The 17,071-nt window shown below is 70.9% G+C and carries 17 protein-coding genes; 10 read left to right on the top strand and 7 right to left on the bottom strand.

Annotated elements, in window-relative coordinates; translation table 11 throughout:
• Nucleotides 1-50: 50 nt before the first annotated feature.
• A complete protein-coding gene (locus AC1G9L_RS13790; RefSeq protein ID WP_481069324.1) occupies nucleotides 51-2,123 on the bottom strand; it encodes a TonB-dependent receptor in 2,073 nt (690 codons plus the stop codon).
• A gap of 154 nt (nucleotides 2,124-2,277) precedes the next feature.
• Here AC1G9L_RS13790 and AC1G9L_RS13785 point away from each other — a divergent pair, with 154 nt between their 5' ends.
• Both AC1G9L_RS13785 and AC1G9L_RS13780 read left to right on the top strand, forming a co-directional pair.
• Entirely contained in the window at nucleotides 2,278-2,691 is a 414-nt protein-coding gene (locus tag AC1G9L_RS13785) for a MerC domain-containing protein (RefSeq protein ID WP_019801916.1), read from the top strand.
• Nucleotides 2,692-2,802: 111 nt separating this feature from the next.
• Nucleotides 2,803-2,988, top strand: coding sequence for a 30S ribosomal protein THX (locus AC1G9L_RS13780; protein WP_010343492.1), 186 nt, complete (start codon nucleotides 2,803-2,805; stop codon nucleotides 2,986-2,988).
• Nucleotides 2,989-3,151: 163 nt separating this feature from the next.
• Here the strand turns inward: AC1G9L_RS13780 and AC1G9L_RS13775 are convergent, their stop codons facing one another.
• The 3 genes from AC1G9L_RS13775 to AC1G9L_RS13765 form a co-directional block, all read right to left on the bottom strand.
• On the bottom strand, nucleotides 3,152-4,588 hold the full coding sequence (locus tag AC1G9L_RS13775) for a chloride channel protein (RefSeq protein ID WP_481069323.1): 1,437 nt from the start codon (nucleotides 4,586-4,588) through the stop codon (nucleotides 3,152-3,154).
• 171 nt (nucleotides 4,589-4,759) lie between these two features.
• Nucleotides 4,760-5,284, bottom strand: a complete 525-nt coding sequence (locus AC1G9L_RS13770; protein ID WP_481069322.1) for a methylated-DNA--[protein]-cysteine S-methyltransferase — start codon at nucleotides 5,282-5,284, stop codon at nucleotides 4,760-4,762.
• Nucleotides 5,281-6,753, bottom strand: a complete 1,473-nt coding sequence (locus tag AC1G9L_RS13765; RefSeq protein ID WP_481069321.1) for a DNA-3-methyladenine glycosylase 2 family protein — start codon at nucleotides 6,751-6,753, stop codon at nucleotides 5,281-5,283. The genes AC1G9L_RS13770 and AC1G9L_RS13765 overlap by 4 nt, the downstream gene beginning before the upstream one ends.
• 209 nt (nucleotides 6,754-6,962) lie before the next feature.
• Between AC1G9L_RS13765 and AC1G9L_RS13760 the strand changes: the two genes are divergently transcribed.
• From AC1G9L_RS13760 to ubiM, 5 genes are all read left to right on the top strand, one after another.
• Complete coding sequence (locus AC1G9L_RS13760; RefSeq protein ID WP_019802045.1) at nucleotides 6,963-8,006, top strand: hypothetical protein; 1,044 nt, start codon at nucleotides 6,963-6,965, stop codon at nucleotides 8,004-8,006.
• Between the two features lie 86 nt (nucleotides 8,007-8,092).
• Nucleotides 8,093-8,380, top strand: a complete 288-nt coding sequence (locus tag AC1G9L_RS13755) for a hypothetical protein (protein ID WP_481069320.1) — start codon at nucleotides 8,093-8,095, stop codon at nucleotides 8,378-8,380.
• A 62-nt stretch (nucleotides 8,381-8,442) separates the two neighbouring features.
• Nucleotides 8,443-9,030 (top strand): DUF4019 domain-containing protein, encoded by a 588-nt coding sequence (locus tag AC1G9L_RS13750; protein ID WP_481069319.1) that lies wholly within the window; start codon nucleotides 8,443-8,445, stop codon nucleotides 9,028-9,030.
• 43 nt (nucleotides 9,031-9,073) lie between these two features.
• On the top strand, nucleotides 9,074-9,463 hold the full coding sequence (locus AC1G9L_RS13745) for an MAPEG family protein (RefSeq protein WP_010343499.1): 390 nt from the start codon (nucleotides 9,074-9,076) through the stop codon (nucleotides 9,461-9,463).
• A gap of 99 nt (nucleotides 9,464-9,562) precedes the next feature.
• Nucleotides 9,563-10,750 carry a 5-demethoxyubiquinol-8 5-hydroxylase UbiM gene (gene ubiM / locus AC1G9L_RS13740; RefSeq protein WP_481069318.1) on the top strand — a complete coding sequence of 396 codons (1,188 nt, stop codon included), beginning with the start codon at nucleotides 9,563-9,565 and terminating at the stop codon, nucleotides 10,748-10,750.
• Between the two features lie 100 nt (nucleotides 10,751-10,850).
• On the opposite strand, the gene AC1G9L_RS13735 is transcribed toward ubiM, so the two are convergent.
• The 3 genes from AC1G9L_RS13735 to AC1G9L_RS13725 form a co-directional block, all read right to left on the bottom strand.
• On the bottom strand, nucleotides 10,851-11,774 hold the full coding sequence (locus tag AC1G9L_RS13735) for an IS110 family RNA-guided transposase (RefSeq protein WP_481069317.1): 924 nt from the start codon (nucleotides 11,772-11,774) through the stop codon (nucleotides 10,851-10,853).
• Nucleotides 11,775-12,073: 299 nt separating this feature from the next.
• Nucleotides 12,074-12,397 (bottom strand): hypothetical protein, encoded by a 324-nt coding sequence (locus AC1G9L_RS13730; RefSeq protein ID WP_019799058.1) that lies wholly within the window; start codon nucleotides 12,395-12,397, stop codon nucleotides 12,074-12,076.
• Between the two features lie 67 nt (nucleotides 12,398-12,464).
• The gene (locus AC1G9L_RS13725) at nucleotides 12,465-12,686 is read right to left on the bottom strand and encodes an RNA-binding S4 domain-containing protein (RefSeq protein ID WP_010343502.1); all 222 of its coding nucleotides are present in this window, start codon (nucleotides 12,684-12,686) and stop codon (nucleotides 12,465-12,467) included.
• A 285-nt stretch (nucleotides 12,687-12,971) separates the two neighbouring features.
• Here AC1G9L_RS13725 and AC1G9L_RS13720 point away from each other — a divergent pair, with 285 nt between their 5' ends.
• The 3 genes from AC1G9L_RS13720 to AC1G9L_RS13710 all read left to right on the top strand — a co-directional run bounded on the left by AC1G9L_RS13720 (nucleotide 12,972) and on the right by AC1G9L_RS13710 (nucleotide 16,979).
• Complete coding sequence (locus AC1G9L_RS13720) at nucleotides 12,972-14,930, top strand: DEAD/DEAH box helicase (protein ID WP_481069316.1); 1,959 nt, start codon at nucleotides 12,972-12,974, stop codon at nucleotides 14,928-14,930.
• 152 nt (nucleotides 14,931-15,082) lie between these two features.
• Nucleotides 15,083-15,802 (top strand): pseudouridine synthase, encoded by a 720-nt coding sequence (locus tag AC1G9L_RS13715; RefSeq protein WP_019799618.1) that lies wholly within the window; start codon nucleotides 15,083-15,085, stop codon nucleotides 15,800-15,802.
• Nucleotides 15,803-15,911: 109 nt separating this feature from the next.
• Nucleotides 15,912-16,979 (top strand): diguanylate cyclase, encoded by a 1,068-nt coding sequence (locus AC1G9L_RS13710; protein WP_019799619.1) that lies wholly within the window; start codon nucleotides 15,912-15,914, stop codon nucleotides 16,977-16,979.
• Nucleotides 16,980-17,071: the final 92 nt, after the last annotated feature.

Here is a 17,071-nt window from a genome sequence, read left to right as displayed (position 1 = left end):
AGAAAAGGCCGCCCGAAGGCGGCCTCCTCACACTGCGGCAAACGTGCCGGTCAGAAGAACAGGCGCACGCCGAACGAGGCGCTGCGGCCGGGCAGCATGACCTCGTCCTTGAGGAACGAGGTGTGCACGCGCGCGTCCTGGTTGGTCAGGTTGTTGCCGTCCAGGAACACCTCCCAGGCGGTGCTGCCGGCATCGACGTGATAGGCCAGGTGCGCATCGACCAGGGTGTAGCCGGCGGTCGGGGTCTCGTTGACCGCCACCTTGTCCTGCTTCTGGTAGCGGGTGGCGCCCAGCGCGGCGCGCCAGTGGCTGGCGTCCCAGCGCAGCTGCGCGCCGTAGCGCGCCGGCGCGATGCGCGGCAGGTTGCCGCCGTCCTTCAGCCGCGCGCGCACGGTATCGCCGAACACGCGCAGGTCCCAGGCGCCGCTGTCGTTGTCGGCCAGATGGAAGGTGGCCTCGCCTTCGAAGCCATGGAAGATCGCATCGGCCTGGGTCCACTGGCGGATCGGCAGGAAGTCGTTGTCCTCCTCGTGGTACCACTGGCCGCCGGTGTCGACGATGTAGATGAAGTCGTCGTAGCGGTTGTAGTAGCCGGCCACCTTCGCGTCCACCCAGTCGTTCTTGAAGATCAGCCCCAGCTCGGCCTGGTTGGCCTTCTCGGTCTTCAGGTCGGGGTTGCCGATCTCGTAGGCGAGGGTGGCGATGTGCGGGCCGTTGGCGAACAGTTCTTCCTCGGCCGGGGCGCGCTCGGCGTGGTCGAGGTTGGCGGTCAGGCGCCACTGCTCGTTGAAGCGGAAACCGCCGCTCAGCGACAGGCTCTTCGGGGTGAAGTCGCGGTCAACGCCGGTGTCGGTCCCGTACTTGGTCTTGTCCACGCGCGCGCCGACCTCGGCCTGCACGCGGTCCCAGCTGTTGCGCGCCAGCGCGAACACGCCGATGGCGCGGGTATCGGTCTTCGGCACGAAGGCTTCTTCGCCGATGGCCTGGAAGGTCGAGTCGCTGCCCTGTACGCCGACCGCGGTCTGCCAGCCGCCGCCCAGGCCGAAGGAGGCCTCCACGCGGCCTTCGTTGGCGCGCTTGTCGAACTTGGTGCCGACCTCCGCACCCTCGAATTCGGTGTGGGTGTAGGCGGTGTGGCCGAAGCTGTAGCGCAGCGCGCTGCCGTCGCCCCACGGGTCGTTCAGCGCGCCCTTGAGCTCGAAGCGGTCCTGGTGCAGCTGCAGCGACACGCCGCGCTCGCCGGCGGCCGGGTCGCCGGGTTCGCCCGGGTTGCCGTAGTTGTCGCGGAAGCGCGAGATCGACACGCCGACGAAGCCCCAGTCGCCGGCCAGCGAGCTGCCGATCGAGCCGACCTTGGACTTGACGAACGAGTTGAGCTGCGGGCCTTCCGGCGTGTCGTAGTCCTTCAGGTTGCGGTACACGCCGTCGGCGTGGATCGACAGGCCGCTGCCGTTGCCGGCATCGACGCGGAACATGTCGGTGTTGCCGCTCTTGTCGCCGCCTTCCCAGCGCGCCTCGGCACGGCCGTGCACACCGTCGACCGGGGTCTCGGCGATGCGGCCGTCGACCACGTTGACCACGCCGCCGATGGCGCCGGAGCCGTACAGCAGGGTGGACGGACCTTTCAGCACCTCGATCTGGTCGGCCAGGAACGACTCCACCGCCGGCGAATGGTCCTGGCTGACCGTGGACACGTCCTGCGAGGACAGGCCGTCGTTGAGCACTGCCACGCGCGGGCCGTCGAGCCCGCGGATGATCGGGCGGCCCACGCCGGGGCCGAAATTGGAGCTCTGCACGCCCGGCAGGCTGGCCACGGTCTCGCCGATGCTGGCGCCGCGATTCTCGTCCAGGCGCTCGCCGGCCAGCACGTCCACCGGCTGGCTCAGCGCGCCGGCGGCGTCGCGCAGCGGGCTGGCGGTCACCACCACCTGGTCCATGTCCTTCACGTGCCGGTCCTGGCTGTGGCCGGCGCCGTGGCGGCTGTCGCTCGCCGGCGGCGTGGCATCGGCCGCGGTCGTCGTGGCGGTAGGGTCGGCGGCCAGGGCCAGCGACGGACTCAGCAGGCCAAGCAGGGCCAGGGACAGGGCGGAACGGCGGAGCAGGGCAGGACGGGGAGCGGGCATGGGCATTCCATCAGGAGGGACATTCGGGGCGACGCGCGCACCACCGGCGCCGCGCAATGGCGGCGGACGGTCGGGGAAGGGGCACGGGACGCGCTGGTCGCCGGCGGCCGAATGTTATATTATTCCGTAACACTTTCAACCCGTGCCGACCGTCATGTCCTCACCGTTCGATCTGCGCGCCGCGCTCGACCGCCTTGGCGCCACCGGTTCGTTGCTGTGCGCGGTGCATTGCGCGGTGCTGCCGCTGGCCTTGGCGGTGCTGCCCTCGCTGGGCCTGGCGATGTGGCTGGGCGAGGGCGTGGAGCGCACCCTGGTGCTGTTCGTGACCTGCCTGGGCCTGTTCAGCCTGGTGCTTGGCTATCGCCGCCATCGCGTCTGGCAGGCGCTGGGATTGCTCATCCTCGGCTTGCTGGCACTGTGGGCTGGCCTGCTGGTGCCGGCGCTGCATCATGCAGTGGCGCCGCATGCGGCGATCATGACCTTCGGCGGCACCCTGGTCGGCCTGGCCCACCTGCTCAACCTGCGCCTGAACCACGGTCACGTGCACGACGCAAGCTGCGCCCATTGAGCGCACGTGGTAGGCTTGCCGCCCTTGCGCGAGGGCGCCGACCGCGTTGGCCTCGCCAAACCCCGTGCATCGCGCGGGGGTTTTCGCACATACATTCAGGAGTCGATGAGCATGGGTAAGGGTGACCGCAAGACCGCCAAGGGCAAGCGCTACAACGCCAGCTACGGCAATTCGCGCTCGCACAGCGTGAGCAAGGTGGCCGTGGGCGCTGCCGCGCCGGCCGCGAAGAAGTCGGTGGTCAAGGCGCCGGCGGTGAAGAAGGCCGTGGCCAAGAAGACGGTCGCCAAGGCCGGCTGAGCCAGCCACCGGGTGCGACGAAGAACGCGGCGCTTGCGCCGCGTTTTTTTATGTCCGTGTGATCCCTGGCCGTCGCCGCCAGGCGGCCGGTAGCGGTCCTGCGGCGGAAGCGGCAGTGGCGGCGCGCCTTCCGATCGCACCAGCGCCGGGCACGCGCCGCCAGTCAGTGCGGGCGTGGCGCGGCGGGGTGGTCGTCGCGATCGTCGTCGTGGTCGCTGCCGGCCAGGTCGGCCACCAGCGAGGCCGGCGTTTCCTCTTCCGCGGGCGGCGTGGGCGCCGGCGGCGGCGCCACCAGCAACAGCTCGGCCAGGCCGCGGTAGATCGGCGTGCGGCAGACCAGCGCCGAAGCGCCGCGGGCGATCAGCACCGTCGCCAGGATCGGCAGCAGCATGTCGCTGCTGTCGGTGAGTTCCAGCGAGATCACCGCCGAGGTCAGTGGCGCCTGGGTCACGCCGGTGAGGTAGGCGCACATGCCCAGCAGCACGAAGATGCGCGGGTCCACGCCCGGCATCAGTACGGCCAGGTTGTGGCCGAGCCCGGCGCCGACCGCCAGGGCCGGTGAGAACAGGCCGCCGGGGATGCCGGCCACGTAGGACACCAGGTTCGCCAGCAGTTTCATCAGGCCGAACTCGTGGCCGACGCTGGCGTGCCCCTGCACCAGGCTGCGTGCCTGCTCGTAGCCGGTGCCGAACGCGCCGGTGCCGAAGATCAGGCCCAGCAGCACCAGCGCCAGACCGCACAGCGCGGCCAGCAGCACCGGCTGGCGCCGGCGCAGCTCGCCCAGCCAGCGCGGCTTGCCGGCGACGGTGAGCAGCACCATGCGCGCGAAGGCGCCGCCGAGCAGGCCGGCGACCACGCCGCACAGCAGGATCGCCAGCCACGCCTTGCCCAGCGGCAGGCCGGCGGTGGCGACCCGGCCGAAGTAGGTGTAGTCGCCGAGCAGGCCCAGCGAAATCACGCCGCCGACGATCACCGCGGTCAGCAAGGTGCCGGAGAAGTTGTGCTCGAAGCGTCCGCTCAGTTCCTCGATGGCGAACACCACGCCGGCCAGCGGCGTGTTGAACGCCGCGGCGATGCCGGCGGCGCCGCCGGCCAGCAGGAAATGGCTGGCCTGGCGCGCATCGCGAAAGCTGAACCAGCGCCCGAACACGTACATCAGGCTGGCGCCGACGTGCACGGTCGGGCCTTCGCGGCCGATCGAGGCACCGCCGAACAGGGCCATGGTGGTCAGCATCAGCTTGCCCGCGGACACGCGCAGCGACAGGTTGGCCTGGCGGAAGCCGTCGTCGGGACGTTCCAGCGCGGCGATCACCTGCGGAATGCCGCTGCCGCGGGTGGGGCGCAGTGCGCCGTTGGTCAGCCAGGCCAGCAGGGCGAACACGCTCGGGGTCAGCAGCAGCGCCCACCACGGCGAATGCCCGATGATCCGCTGGAACAGATGGAAGGCGGCGTCGCTGGCCTTGGCGAAGACGATGGAGACCAGCGCCACCGCCACCGCGCCGCCCCACAGCACGGCGCGCTGCTTCCAGCTCTCCTGCGAGATCAGCGGGCGCAGACGATGGCGCAGGCGCGGCGGTTGCGCGGAATCGGGCGAGTGCATCGGCCTATTGTCGCACGCGTTGCCCTAGGCGGACGCCGGCGCGCCGCGGCCGTTGCCGTGGCGCTCAGCGCAGCGCCGGCGGATCGCCGTCGTCTGGCGCGGCAGTGAGAGCGAGCGGGTGGTTCAAGCGAGGGATGGACGTCGATCTGCGCCGCTGCATGGCCGACACGCTCAGCCGAACAGCGGCGCCGTGGTGCCGGCGGCCGCGCCACCCTCGCGCCGCTCCAGCGCCAGCAGTGCAGCCTTGGTCGGCAGGCCGCCACCGAAGCCCGTGAGCGCGCCGTTAGCGCCGATCACCCGATGGCAGGGCAGCACGATCGGCAGCGGGTTGCGCCCGTTGGCGGCGCCGACCGCACGTACCGCGCGCGGCTGGCCGAGATGCTGCGCCAGTTGCGCGTAGCTCCAGGTCGCGCCGAACGGGATCTCGGCCAGCGCCAGCCACACCCGCTTCTGGAAGTCGGTGCCGTGCGGCGCCAGCGGCAGGTCGAAATGGTCGCGCTCGCCGGCGAAGTAGGCCAGCAGTTGCTCGCGCGCGGCGCGCACCGGCGCCGGATCGTGCACCCAGTCGGCGCGGCCGCGGGCGTCGTAGCGGTTCTCGGGGAACAGGATGTGGCGGACGCCATCGGCGCCGACAGCGACGGTGAGCATGCCGATCGGGGTGTCGAAACGGTCGTAGGACAGCGGGGACGCGGTCATGCGCGGGTCTCCTCGGGAGGGTCGTTGGCCAGGTGCCACAGGTGCAGCACCGCGTAGGCGCGCCAGGGCCGCCAGGCCTGCGCGCGCGCCTCGGTGGCGCGTTCGCTCAGGCGTGCGCCGCCTTCGCCGAGTATGCGTTGCAGCACCAGGTCGCCGGCGGGAAAGGCGTCGGGCTGGCCGAGCGCGCGCAGCGCGATGTACTGCGCGGTCCAGGCGCCGATGCCGGGCAAGGTGATGGCGTGGGCGACGAAGTCGTCCAGGCGCTGGCCGGCGCGGAAGGACAGGCGGCCGTCCAGCACCGCCTGCGCCAGCGCACGGATCGTCGCCGCCCGCGAGCGCGGAAGGCCGATGGCTTCCAGCGGCGCGTCGCGCAGCGCCTGCGGCGTCGGGAAGGCGCGGTCAAGCCCCGGCGGCTGGCCGGGCCGCACGGCGCCATGGCGATCGACCAGACGCGCGGCCAGGGTCGCGGCGCCGGCGACGCTAACCTGCTGGCCGAGCACCGCGCGTACCGCCACTTCGAAGCCGTCCCAGCCGCCCGGCACGCGCAGCCCGGGGCGCCGGGCGATGGCGCGCGTCAGCAGCGGATCCTCGCCGAGCGTGGCGTGTACCGCGCGCAGGTCGGCATCCAGGTCGAACACCCGGCGCACCCGCCGGACGATGTCGGGAATGGCGCGCGGATCGGCCGCGGCGATGTGCAGGCGCAGTTCGTGGCGCTGCGGATCGGCCTCGACACGGATGCGGGTGGAGGCCTCGCAGGGGCCGAGCACGCGTTCGTAGCTGGCCTCGCCGATGCGTTCGATGCCGGGGATCGCGCGCTTGCGCAGGAACGCCAGCATCGCCGGGAAGTCCAGCGGCGGCCGATAGCCCAGGCGCAGCACCAGGTCGCCGCCGGGACTCTCGGCGCGCTGCTTGCGGATCGCCGAGGGCGGCATGCCGCAGCCGTCGAGGAACGCGGCGTTGAAGCGGCGCAGGCTGTTGAAGCCGGCCGCCAGCGCCACCTGGGTGATCGGCAGCGCGGTCTCGGTGAGCAGTTGCTTGGCCAGCAACAGACGCCGGGTGGCGTGCACCGCCGCCGGGGTGGCGCCGAGCTGGGCCACGAACAGGCGCTGCAACTGGCGCGCGCTGATCCCCAGTTCGGCGGCCAGCGCGGCGACGCTGGCGTCCTGCAGCGCGCCCTCGGCGATCAGTGCCAGCGCGCGCCGCACCACCTCTTCGCCTACTTGCTGTTGTGCTTCCGGCGACAGTTCGGGACGGCAGCGCAGGCACGGCCGGTAGCCGGCGGCCGCGGCGGCCGCAGCGCTGGGGTAGTAGCGCACGTTGCTGCGCTTGGGCGGCGGTGCCGGGCAGACCGGCCGGCAGTAGATGCCGGTACTGCGCACCGCAGTGAAGAACACACCGTCGAAGCGCGCGTCGCGCGACTGGCGGGCGCGGTCGTAGAGGGCGTGATCGGTGGCGGCGAGGGCAGGCATGGCGCCAGTCTAGTCGGCCCCGGCGCGGCGCACTGGCCGTTTTCGGACAGCAATGCCGTCGCGCTCGCGTGGCCGCGACGCCCGCGGTTTAGGCGCAGTTGGGGACGCTCCGCGCTGCGGCACTAGACTAGGTCGGCAGGGCGCCTTGCGCCTGCCTTCCGTGTTCGCCGTGGATCCTGCGCTTGGCTGCTCCGTTCAGACTCTGCTGGTTGTCGCTGTGTTGCCTGGGCCTGTTGGCCTGCGGGCAGCAGCCGGCGTCGGCACCGCGCACCGTCGCCGACAGCCCTTCGGCCGACGGCGAGCACATGGTCTCGATCGGCGCGCCGCCGGCACCGCCGCCACGCGCGGCCGTCCCCAAGCGCGATCCGCAAGCCTGGGACGAGGCCACCCTGGAGAACGGCGAGGCCTTCGTCAGTTGCGACACCGACTACGCTGCCGAGGCCGGCGACGGCCAGCCGCTTGCCGGGCTGGATCGGCCAGCGGTGGAAGCGGCGCTGGCGCCGTGCCGCGAGCGCGGGCTGATGCGGGTGCGCTATGTCGGCAAGATCAACGCCGGCTTCGCCGAGATGGTGCGGCGCCTGGCCGAGGTGGCCAGGCAGACCGGCATCGGCAAGCGCGTGCTCGACCTCGACTCCAGCGGCGGCCAGGTCGAGGCGGCGATCCGCGCCGGCGACGCGATCGGCGAGTCCGGCTGGACCGTGTGGGTGCGCGAAGGTTCGGTCTGCCACAGCGCCTGCGTGTTCGTGCTGGCCGCCGGCGACAACCGGCTGATCTCCGGCAAGGTCGGCATCCACCGGATGATGCGGATCAGCTCCACCGCGACCTCGCGCGCCGAACTCAACCGCGAGTTGCAGGAGGTCTATGGCAACGTCAAGGACTACCTGGAGCGCAACGGCGTGGCGGTGGCGGTGGCCGACCTGATGATGACCGTGCCCAACCGCAGCCTGCGCCTGCTCAGCAGCGACGAGCTCAAGCAGTACGGGCTCGACGGCACCAATGCGGTGCAGGACGACCTGGAGCGGATCAAGCAGTTGCGCAAGTGCGGCGACGATTTCGTGCGGCGCAAGGATGCGTTCCTGGTCGCCTTCGACCAGGAGTGCAAGACCAGAAAAGACGTGGACCTTGAGAGCCTGACCGCCTGCGGCCAGGCGCTGAAGCAGCGCTTCGGGTTTCCGGACCAGGCCTGTCCGGCGGAAAGTCCGCTGTCGGAGATCGACGTGGCGACGCTGCCGCTGGCCTCGCCCGGCGCCTGAACGGCCGCTGCGGCGCATCCCGCCCATTCACGTGGCGGGCATGGACGCGGGGCTAGCGTCGCCACATTCCATCCCGGAGCACGCGCATGGCCGCCGGAACCCGCTTGATGCTGCGGCTGTATCTGCCCCCGGCGTTGCTGGCGTTGGGCGGCTTCGTGATCGCCGAAGTGCTGCTGCACCTCGCCAACGGCCTGCACGCGCCCTGGCTGGCCCGGACCGGCTCGCTGCTGAGTCTGCTCGCCCTGGTGGCGGCGACCGCCTGGGCGCTGTGGGCCAGCTGGCGCGCCTGGCACCGGCAGCGCTACGCCGCCCCGACCGCGGCTGCGGCAGTGGCGAGCGAGACTGCGGTCGTGGCGGGCGAAGAGACGCCGTAGGCCGCTGCGCTGGTCCGCACAGGCCGCGTAGACTGCGGCCCTTGCCACCGCCCTGCAGAGCGATGTCCTTGTCCATCTCCGTCCCGTTCCGCCTCACGCTCGTCCTGCTGGCGCTCGTCGCTGGCGTCGCTTCCGCGCAGACCACGCCTGCTGCACCGCCTGCGCCCGCGCCGACGACTGCCCCGCCAGCGGCACCCGCCGCACCTGCTGCCGCTCCCGCGGCGGCACCCAAACCGGCGCCGCGCCATGCCGGCCCCGCAGCGCCCGCGCCTGGACCGCTGGCCAAGCAGGACGCACAGATGGCGCAGGCCGGTCTGCGCGCCGCGCAACTGGTGGACGCCGGGCGCACCGGCGAGCTGTGGGACGGCGCCTCGGCGGTGGCGAAGAAGGCGGTGACGCGCGCAGCGTTCGTGCGCGAAATCGACGCCGCGCGCGCGCGGCTGGGTACGCTGCTCGGCCGCGGCGTCGCCAGCGTGGCGCGGGTGCAGTACGCCGCCGGCTCGCAGGTGCCGCCGGGCACCTACGTCAACATCAGTTTCCCCAGCCGCTTCGCCAATGCGCCGCAGCCGGTGCGCGAGCTGGTGTCGTTGCGGCTGGACGAGGACAAGACCTGGCGCCTGGTGGGCTATCACGTCGCCATGCCCGATTGAGCGGCATGCTGCGCGCCATCTTCCCGTTCCCGACGAGGCTCCGATGCCCACCGAAATCCGCATGCTGGCCTGGGCGATCCTGCTCGGGATCGCGCAACTGCTGCTCGCCTCCGCCTTCGTCACCGCACAGCGCGGCTTGAAGTGGAACGCCGGCGCGCGCGATGCGCCGCAACCGCCGCCGGCCGGCGTGGCCGGGCGCCTGGATCGCGCGCTGCGCAATTTTCTGGAGACCTTCCCGTTCTTCGCCGCCGCCGCGGTGGCGGTGGCCGCGTTGGGCAGGGGCGATGCGCACACCGCGCTGTCGGCGCAAATCTATCTGTGGGCGCGGGTGGCCTATGTGCCGTTGTACGCGGCCGGCGTGCCGTACGTGCGCAGCCTGGTGTGGGTGGTGTCGCTGTGGGCGATCCTGCAACTGGTGTGGGCGCTGTTCTGAGCGCCGCGGGCTGCGACCGATCGTCGCAGCGCTGATCCAGATCAAGGACGCGGTGCGCGGCGGTCGTATGCTGACCGGGTTCGATCACGGAGTCGCCGCATGCAAGTGGATATCGCCATCGTCGGGGCCGGCCCTGCCGGCCTGTGCTTCGCCCGGTCGCTGGCCGGCAGCGGCCTGTCGCTGGCGCTGATCGAGCCGCAGCCGCGCGCGGCCTTGGCCGAGGCCGCTTTCGATGGCCGCGAAATCGCCCTGACCCATGCCTCGCGGGCGTTGCTGGAACAACTGGACCTGTGGGCGCGGATCGATCCGCAGGCGATCGCGCCGCTGCGCGATGCGCGGGTGATGAACGGTTCCTCGCCGTTCGCGCTGACCTTCGCCGCGGGCGAGGGCGATCGTGGCGACCTGGGCTGGCTGGTGCCCAATCACCTGATCCGTCGCGCCGCGTTCGCCGCGGTGCAGGACCAGCCCGGCCTGACCCTGCTCGACGGCGTGTCGGTACAGGCGCTGCGCCGCGACGCGCGCCAGGCGCAGGTGCAGCTCTCCGACGGGCGCACTGTGGCCGCGCGGCTGGTGGTGGCGGCCGACAGCCGTTTTTCCAGCACGCGGCGCATGAGCGGGATCGGCGCGCAGCTGCGCGATTTCGGTCGCACCATGCTGGTCTGCCGGGTGCGCCATGAACGTCCGCACCATCAAACGGCCTGGGAGTGGTTCGGTTACGGCCGCACCATGGCGCTGCTGCCGCTGCACGGCAACCAGGCCTCGGCAGTGCTGACCCTGCCGCCGGAGCGCGCGCAGGCGCTGCTGCAGATGGACGAGGCAGCGTTGGGGGCGGAGATCGGCGCCTGCTTCGAGCATCGCCTCGGGGCGATGACGCCGCTGGTGCGGCCGCAGGCGTATCCGCTGGTGGCGGTGTACGCGCAGCGCTTCGTCGCCGAGCGCTATGCCTTGATCGGCGACGCCGCCGTGGGCATGCATCCGGTGACCGCGCACGGCTTCAACTTCGGCCTGCAGAGCCAGGCGCGGCTGGCGCGCGCGCTGCACGACGCGCTCGCGCGCGGCGGCGACATCGCCGCGCCGGCCTTGCTGGCCGGCTATCAGCGCGGACACCGCCTGGCCACCCGTCCGCTGTACGAGGCGACCAATGCGATCGCCGCGCTCTACACCGACGACCGCCTGCCGGCGCGCGCGCTGCGCAGCGCCGCACTGCGCGTGGCCGACCGGGTCGCGCCGTTCAAGCGCGCGATCGCCGCGCACCTGACCCAGCGCGTGGCGGCGATGGGGCGCTGAGGTCAGGCACGCGACGAATGGAGCGACGGGTCGGCGCGTGCGCTGTGGCGGTTGTCGCGGCGGCCGAGCCTGTTGTGCGCTTTCTCGTAGGAGTCAACTGTCATGCACCTGCGATGACAGGAGGAGCGTACGGGGCCTGATCGCGCGCGATGGCATTGAGCCAGCGCAGGAACTTGTGCATGCAGGCGACGATGGCGACCTTGGCCGGCTTGCCCGCTGCGCGCAGACGTGCGTAGGTGTTGGCCAAGGGGGATTTGGCGCGGATGCTGGCCCAGGTGGCCATGTACAGCACGCGCCGCACGTCGGCACGTCCGCCTTTGATGCGGCGCTGGCCTTTCCAGCAGCCGCTGTCGTGATTGAACGGGGCCAGCCCGACCAGGGCAGCGAGCTTGCGTGGCGGCAGCGTGCCCAGCTCTGGCAGCCGCGCGGCCAGAACCGCGCGCAGGATCGTGCCGAGCCCAGGCACCTTGGGTAGGCTCGAGCAGGTCTTGCCCTGCTGCCCGATCTCCTGCGTCAACGTCTGGATCTGCTGGTTCAGCAGGGCGATCACCTCTCGGCAGCGGTGTTGCACCTTGGCGCTGGTGATGTGCTCCAGGCGCCGCCGATGGGCATCACGCTGGCTCACCAGGGTGGCACGCAGGTCCAGCAGTTCGCGAAGAGACTGCTGGTGCTCGGGCGCCACGGGCGTGGGCATGGTCGGGATGTGCTGGGCGGCGATGGCCAGCAGGCGCGCGTCCAGGGCATCGGTCTTGGCATGCAGGCCCAAGGCCTGGGCAAGCTTGCGCGGACGATCGGCGGCCATCCGCACTGCCGGCAGGTCCGCCTCTCGGAGCACCTTCAGCACGGCATGTTCGTAGCCGCCACTGGCTTCCAGCACGATCCGCTCGCAGCCCAGCTCGGCCAGGCGTTGGGCCAGCGCGCGCTGCCCCTGTGGCGTATTGGGTTGGGTCCAGGCCTGCTCGTCCGGCAGGACATGAATGACCAGTTCGGCCTTGGATACATCGATCCCGACATGGCGTCGCATAGACGTTCTCCGCAGTAGACTTATGGACGAGAGCGCTCCTGCCGATGCCCATGCTTGTGGAGTTCGAGCTCGTCACTCGGGCAACTGTTCGGGCTTGTCAGGCAGGAGAACCGGAGTGCGGCGGCGCTGACTCCTACTCGTGCTTGCTGGCACTGCGGCTAAACGGCCTGCCGCACTCCGCTCTCACCTACAACGATAGACCCTTATTTGACACAAGCGGCTTCAGCCGCGACCTGCCTTTACCAGGAAAGCGCGGTCGCGGCTGAAGCCGCTCCTACCAGGGGGCGGAAGGCGAGCCTTCAGGGTGAACGCCGTTGCGCCGCACCGGCGACGAGCTGGGCGAGGGTGGCTTGCAGGTCGCCGCCGCGCTGCGCCGCTTCGATCGGGGCGATGGCCCAGGCGCAGCCGGCGTGGCGCAGGTGCTGGCGCCAGTCGCCGGGCCAGGCCTCCAGTTCGTCCAGCGCCAGGTGGATGGAGCCGCCGCGCTCGGCATGCCCGCCGCAGATGGATTGGCCCAGGCAGAACGGACGCACCGCGTCCGGATCGAGCTGCACGATGTACACGTCGTGGCGCGGATGTTCCGCGGACGGCGCGATGTTGCGGGCGCCGAGTTCGATCAGCATCGTTCGGCACCCCGCGTTGCCCAACACCCTAGGCCGTTGCGTGGCAGGTCGGGCGCGCCGAGGGCGGTCACAGCTTGCCGAGCACCTGTACCTGCACGTCGCCCAGTTGCACCACCTGGCCCGCGCGCACCTTGCAGGCCTTGCGCAGTTCGACCTCGCCGTCCACGCGCACCTGGCCTTCGCTGATCACGGCCTTGGCCGCGCCGCCGCTGTCGCACAGGCCGGTCAGTTTCAACAGGTGCTTGAGTTCCACGTAGTCGCTTTCTAGCTGGAGATCGATGGTCTGCATTGGGGCTTGCTCGGAAATCGGCGCCCATTGTCGGTCATTCGCGGACAAAACGCCCAGCGTGTCGCTGGCTGCTGGCTGCTGGCTGCTGGCTGCAGGCTGCTGCCGCCGCGGCGGGCCGCTGCGCTGGGCCTTGTGGACACCGCGCCAAGGCCGTCCTCCGGGCAGTGCGGAGCGGGTCACGCCTGAACGGTGCCCTTCACCTGCTTTCGACATGCGGCCCGTCAGGGCGCACAATAGGGGCTTCTTTGCGCCTGCCGGTTCTCTGCGGCGCCCCCGGAGTCTCCCATGTCCCAAGATACCCCCGCGCCGCTGCTGTTCGCAGATCTCGGCCTCTCCCCTGCTGTGATGAAGGCAGTCGCCGACGTCGGCTACGAGTCACCGTCGCCGATCCAGGCCGCCACCATCCCGGCGCTGCTGACCGGCCGCGACCTGCTCGGCCAGGCGCAGACCGGCACCGGCAAGACCGCCGCGTTCGCGCTGCCGATCCTGTCGCGGCTGGATTTCGCCCAGCGCAAGCCGCAGGCGCTGGTGCTGGCGCCCACCCGCGAACTGGCGATTCAGGTGGCCGAGGCGTTCCATCGCTATGCCGCGGCGATCCCCGGCTTCCAGGTGCTGCCGGTGTACGGCGGCCAGCCCTACGTGCAGCAGCTGTCGGCGCTCAAGCGCGGCGTGCACGTGGTGGTGGGGACCCCGGGGCGGGTGATCGATCACCTGGACCGCGGCACCCTGGACCTGTCCGAGCTGAAGACGCTGGTACTCGACGAAGCCGACGAGATGCTGCGCATGGGCTTCATCGACGACGTCGAGGCGGTGCTGAAGAAGCTGCCGGAATCGCGCCAGGTGGCGCTGTTCTCGGCGACCATGCCGCCGGCGATCAAGCGCATCGCGCAGACCTATCTGAACGACCCGGCCGAGGTGATCATCGCCTCCAAGACCACCACCTCGGCCAACATCCGCCAGCGCTACTGGGCGGTGAGCGGGCTGCACAAGCTCGACGCGCTGACCCGGATCCTGGAGGTCGAGCCGTTCGACGCGATGATCATCTTCGCCCGCACCAAGGCCGGTACCGACGAGCTGGCGCAGAAACTGCAGGCGCGCGGCCTGGCCGCGGCGGCGATCAACGGCGACATCCAGCAGGCGCAGCGCGAGCGGGTGATCCAGCAGCTCAAGGACGGCAAGCTCGACATCCTCGTCGCCACCGACGTGGCCGCGCGCGGCCTGGACGTGGAGCGGATCAGCCACGTGCTGAACTACGACATCCCCTACGACACCGAAAGCTACGTGCACCGCATCGGTCGCACCGGCCGGGCCGGGCGCAGCGGCGAGGCGATCCTGTTCGTCAGCCCGCGCGAGCGCGGCATGCTGCGCGCGATCGAGCGCGCCACCCGCCAGCCGATCGAGGAAATGCAGCTGCCGAGCGTGGACGCGGTCAACGACCAGCGCGTGAGCCGCTTCATGGAGAAGATCAGCGAGACCATCGCCGGCGGCGGCATCGACATGTACCGCGACCTGCTGCAGAAGTTCGAGGCCGAGAAGAACGTGCCGATGGTGGAAGTGGCCGCGGCGCTGGCGCGCCTGCTGCAGGGCGAGACGCCGCTGCTGCTGGCCCCCGACCGCCCGCGCCCGCCGCAGGGCGAGCGCTCCGAGCGGCGCGAGCGGCCTGAGCGTGGCGAGCGCCCTGAGCGCCCCCGCTTCGAGCCGAAGTTCGAGCGCGAGCCGCGTGCGCCGCGCCGCGACGATGGCGAGCGGCCCGCGCGTCCGGCGCCGGCTGCGCGCGGCGAGGATTTCGACTACCACCGCGACGTCGGCAGCTTCGAGGCGCCGCGCCGCGACAAGGCGCCGAAAGCGCCGCGCGGCGCGCCGGAAGTGGGCATGGAGACCTACCGCATCGAGGTCGGCCACCAGCACGGGGTCAAGCCGGCCAACATCGTCGGCGCGATCGCCAACGAGGCCGGGCTGGAGAGCAAGTACATCGGCCGCATCGACATCCACGACGACCACTCGGTGCTGGACCTGCCGGCGGACATGCCGCGCGAGTTGCTGACGCACCTGAAGAAGGTCTGGGTGTCCGGCCAGCAACTGCAGATGCGCAAGCTCGAAGGCGACGATGCCGGCGGCGCGCCGTTCAAGCCGAAGTTCGCCCGTACCGGCAAGCCCGGCGGCAAGCCCAATGCCGCCGGCCCGCGCCCGGCCGGCCGCTTCGCCGCCGACCGCCCGCCGCGCAAGGGGCCGCCGAAGCGCTGAGAGGCCGGGAATAGGGAGTAGGGAATCGGGAATGGGGGGCTTCCCCGCTGCCGATACCTGCCTTCCTTTCCGAAGCTAACCATTGGCCAAGCTGGCAGCAGCCCGCTGTTGCCATTCCCCATTCCCGTTTCCCCATTCCCAGCTCTCAGCCCATGTCAGTCCGCCTCAACAAGCACATCGCCGAGACCGGGTTTTGCTCGCGCCGCGAGGCCGATCGGCTGATCGCCGCGCGCCGTGTGACCGTCAATGGCCAGCCGGGCGGGGTCGGTTCGGTGGTGGGCGAGGGCGACGAGGTCAAGGTCGACGGGCAGCCGCTGCGCGTGCGCGCCAAGGCCAAGAGCGGGCGCCGCCACGTCTACATCGCGCTGAACAAGCCGGTCGGGGTGACCTGTACCACCGAGAGCGCGGTCAAGGGCAACATCGTCGACTTCGTCGGCCACGAGCAGCGCATCTTCCCGATCGGGCGCCTGGACAAGGAGTCCGAGGGGCTGATCCTGATGACCAGCAACGGCGACATCGTCAACGAGATCCTGCGCGCCGAGAACCGCCACCAGAAGGAATACCTGGTGGCGGTGAACAAGCCGGTCACCGACGAATTCCTGCGCGGCATGGCGCGCGGGGTGCGCGTGCACGACCAGATGACCCTGCCATGCCGCACCGCGCGGATCGCCAAGTTCGGCTTTCGCATCGTGCTGGAGCAGGGACTCAACCGGCAGATCCGCTTGATGGCCGCGGCGTTCGACTACCGGGTCACCCAGTTGCGCCGCGTGCGTATCGACAACATCAAGCTCGGCGCGCTGAAGCCGGGCCAGTGGCGCAATCTCACCGAGCAGGAACTGCGCGGCCTGCTGCCGCAGCGGCAGGAGTGGTAACCGCGTCCCGGTACCGGCGGCCGGCCGGCGCCGTCCGTGCCGGGGCTGGCGTCCGCCACGGATTTGGCCATACTGCGCAACGCCAACCGTCGCTTCCATCGGGTACTCCGTGATCAAGCCTCGCAAGCCCGCCAACGAAGCCGCACGCCTGCAGGCGCTGCACGCGTTGCAGATCCTCGATACCGAACCGGAAGCGTCCTACGACGATCTGGTCGGCATCGCCGCCAAGCTTTGCGACACGCCCTCGGCGCTGATCTCGCTGGTGGACGCCGAACGCCAGTGGCTGAAGGCGCAGCGCAACGTGTGCCTGTTGAGCAATGCGCGCGACGAGTCGTTCTGCGGGCATACCATCCTGACCCCGGAGCAGGTCATGGTGGTCGCCGACGCCACCGCCGATGCGCGCTTCCAGCACAATCCGCTGGTCACCGAGGGCGGGGTGCGGTTCTACGCCGGCGCGCCGCTGCTGACCCGCGAGGGCTTGCCGGTCGGCACGGTGTGCGTGCTCGACAATCGCCCGCGCACCCTGGAGCCGGAACAACTGGCGGCATTGCAGGCGCTGTCGCGGCAGGTGATGCAGTTGATCGAACTGCGCCGCAGCAGCCATGCGCTGGCGCTGCAGCTGCGCGAACGCGCCTGGTACGAGCAACAGCTGCTGCAGTACCAGGAGTCGCTGGAATCGCTCAACGCCGAGTTGCTGGAGCAGGCCCGCACCGATCCAATGACCGGCCTGCTCAATCGCCGTGCCTTCGCTACCGCGTTGATGATCCACGCCCAGGCGGCGCAGCCGGGTTCGGCGCCGCTCAGCGTGGCGATCCTGGATCTGGACTACTTCAAGAGCGTCAACGACCTGCACGGCCACGAAAAGGGCGACGAGGCGCTGTTGGCGCTGGCCGACATGCTGCGCGCGCGCCTGCCGCCGGACAGCGTCGTGGCGCGTTACGGCGGCGGCGAATTCGCGCTGTTGCTGCCCGGCATGGATGCGGTGCAGGCCATGCGCACCTGCGAGCGCCTGCGCCAGGACACCAGCCTGCTGCAACTCGGCATCCCGCTGACCGCCAGCATCGGCGTGGCCACGCTGCAGGACCACGAGAGCGCCGAGGCCCTGCTCAAGCGTGCCGACCAGGGCCTGTTCCAGGCCAAGCGTGCCGGCCGCGACTGCGTGTCGCTGGCGGCGTAGGCACGCCACCTCGCGAACTCGGACGACGCAAGACGCCTTCGCGCCGTACCCTCACCCCAACCCCTCTCCCGGGGGGAGAGGGGCTCTTCCCC

Source organism: Xanthomonas sp. NCPPB 1132, assembly GCF_056629235.1.
The sequence above is the reverse complement of the archived record's forward strand: the minus strand, read 5'-3'. Positions and strand labels throughout refer to the sequence as shown.

What these genes read in the sequence shown, in the direction of transcription:
- AC1G9L_RS13790 (WP_481069324.1), bottom strand. Translation starts at nt 2,123, where the DNA reads ATGCCCGCTCCCCGTCCTGCCCTGCTCCGCCGTTCCGCCCTGTCCCTG.
- AC1G9L_RS13785 (WP_019801916.1), top strand. Translation starts at nt 2,278, where the DNA reads ATGTCCTCACCGTTCGATCTGCGCGCCGCGCTCGACCGCCTTGGCGCC.
- AC1G9L_RS13780 (WP_010343492.1), top strand. Translation starts at nt 2,803, where the DNA reads ATGGGTAAGGGTGACCGCAAGACCGCCAAGGGCAAGCGCTACAACGCC.
- AC1G9L_RS13775 (WP_481069323.1), bottom strand. Translation starts at nt 4,588, where the DNA reads ATGCACTCGCCCGATTCCGCGCAACCGCCGCGCCTGCGCCATCGTCTG.
- AC1G9L_RS13770 (WP_481069322.1), bottom strand. Translation starts at nt 5,284, where the DNA reads ATGACCGCGTCCCCGCTGTCCTACGACCGTTTCGACACCCCGATCGGC.
- AC1G9L_RS13765 (WP_481069321.1), bottom strand. Translation starts at nt 6,753, where the DNA reads ATGCCTGCCCTCGCCGCCACCGATCACGCCCTCTACGACCGCGCCCGC.
- AC1G9L_RS13755 (WP_481069320.1), top strand. Translation starts at nt 8,093, where the DNA reads ATGGCCGCCGGAACCCGCTTGATGCTGCGGCTGTATCTGCCCCCGGCG.
- AC1G9L_RS13750 (WP_481069319.1), top strand. Translation starts at nt 8,443, where the DNA reads ATGTCCTTGTCCATCTCCGTCCCGTTCCGCCTCACGCTCGTCCTGCTG.
- AC1G9L_RS13745 (WP_010343499.1), top strand. Translation starts at nt 9,074, where the DNA reads ATGCCCACCGAAATCCGCATGCTGGCCTGGGCGATCCTGCTCGGGATC.
- ubiM (WP_481069318.1), top strand. Translation starts at nt 9,563, where the DNA reads ATGCAAGTGGATATCGCCATCGTCGGGGCCGGCCCTGCCGGCCTGTGC.
- AC1G9L_RS13735 (WP_481069317.1), bottom strand. Translation starts at nt 11,774, where the DNA reads ATGCGACGCCATGTCGGGATCGATGTATCCAAGGCCGAACTGGTCATT.
- AC1G9L_RS13730 (WP_019799058.1), bottom strand. Translation starts at nt 12,397, where the DNA reads ATGCTGATCGAACTCGGCGCCCGCAACATCGCGCCGTCCGCGGAACAT.
- AC1G9L_RS13725 (WP_010343502.1), bottom strand. Translation starts at nt 12,686, where the DNA reads ATGCAGACCATCGATCTCCAGCTAGAAAGCGACTACGTGGAACTCAAG.
- AC1G9L_RS13720 (WP_481069316.1), top strand. Translation starts at nt 12,972, where the DNA reads ATGTCCCAAGATACCCCCGCGCCGCTGCTGTTCGCAGATCTCGGCCTC.
- AC1G9L_RS13715 (WP_019799618.1), top strand. Translation starts at nt 15,083, where the DNA reads ATGTCAGTCCGCCTCAACAAGCACATCGCCGAGACCGGGTTTTGCTCG.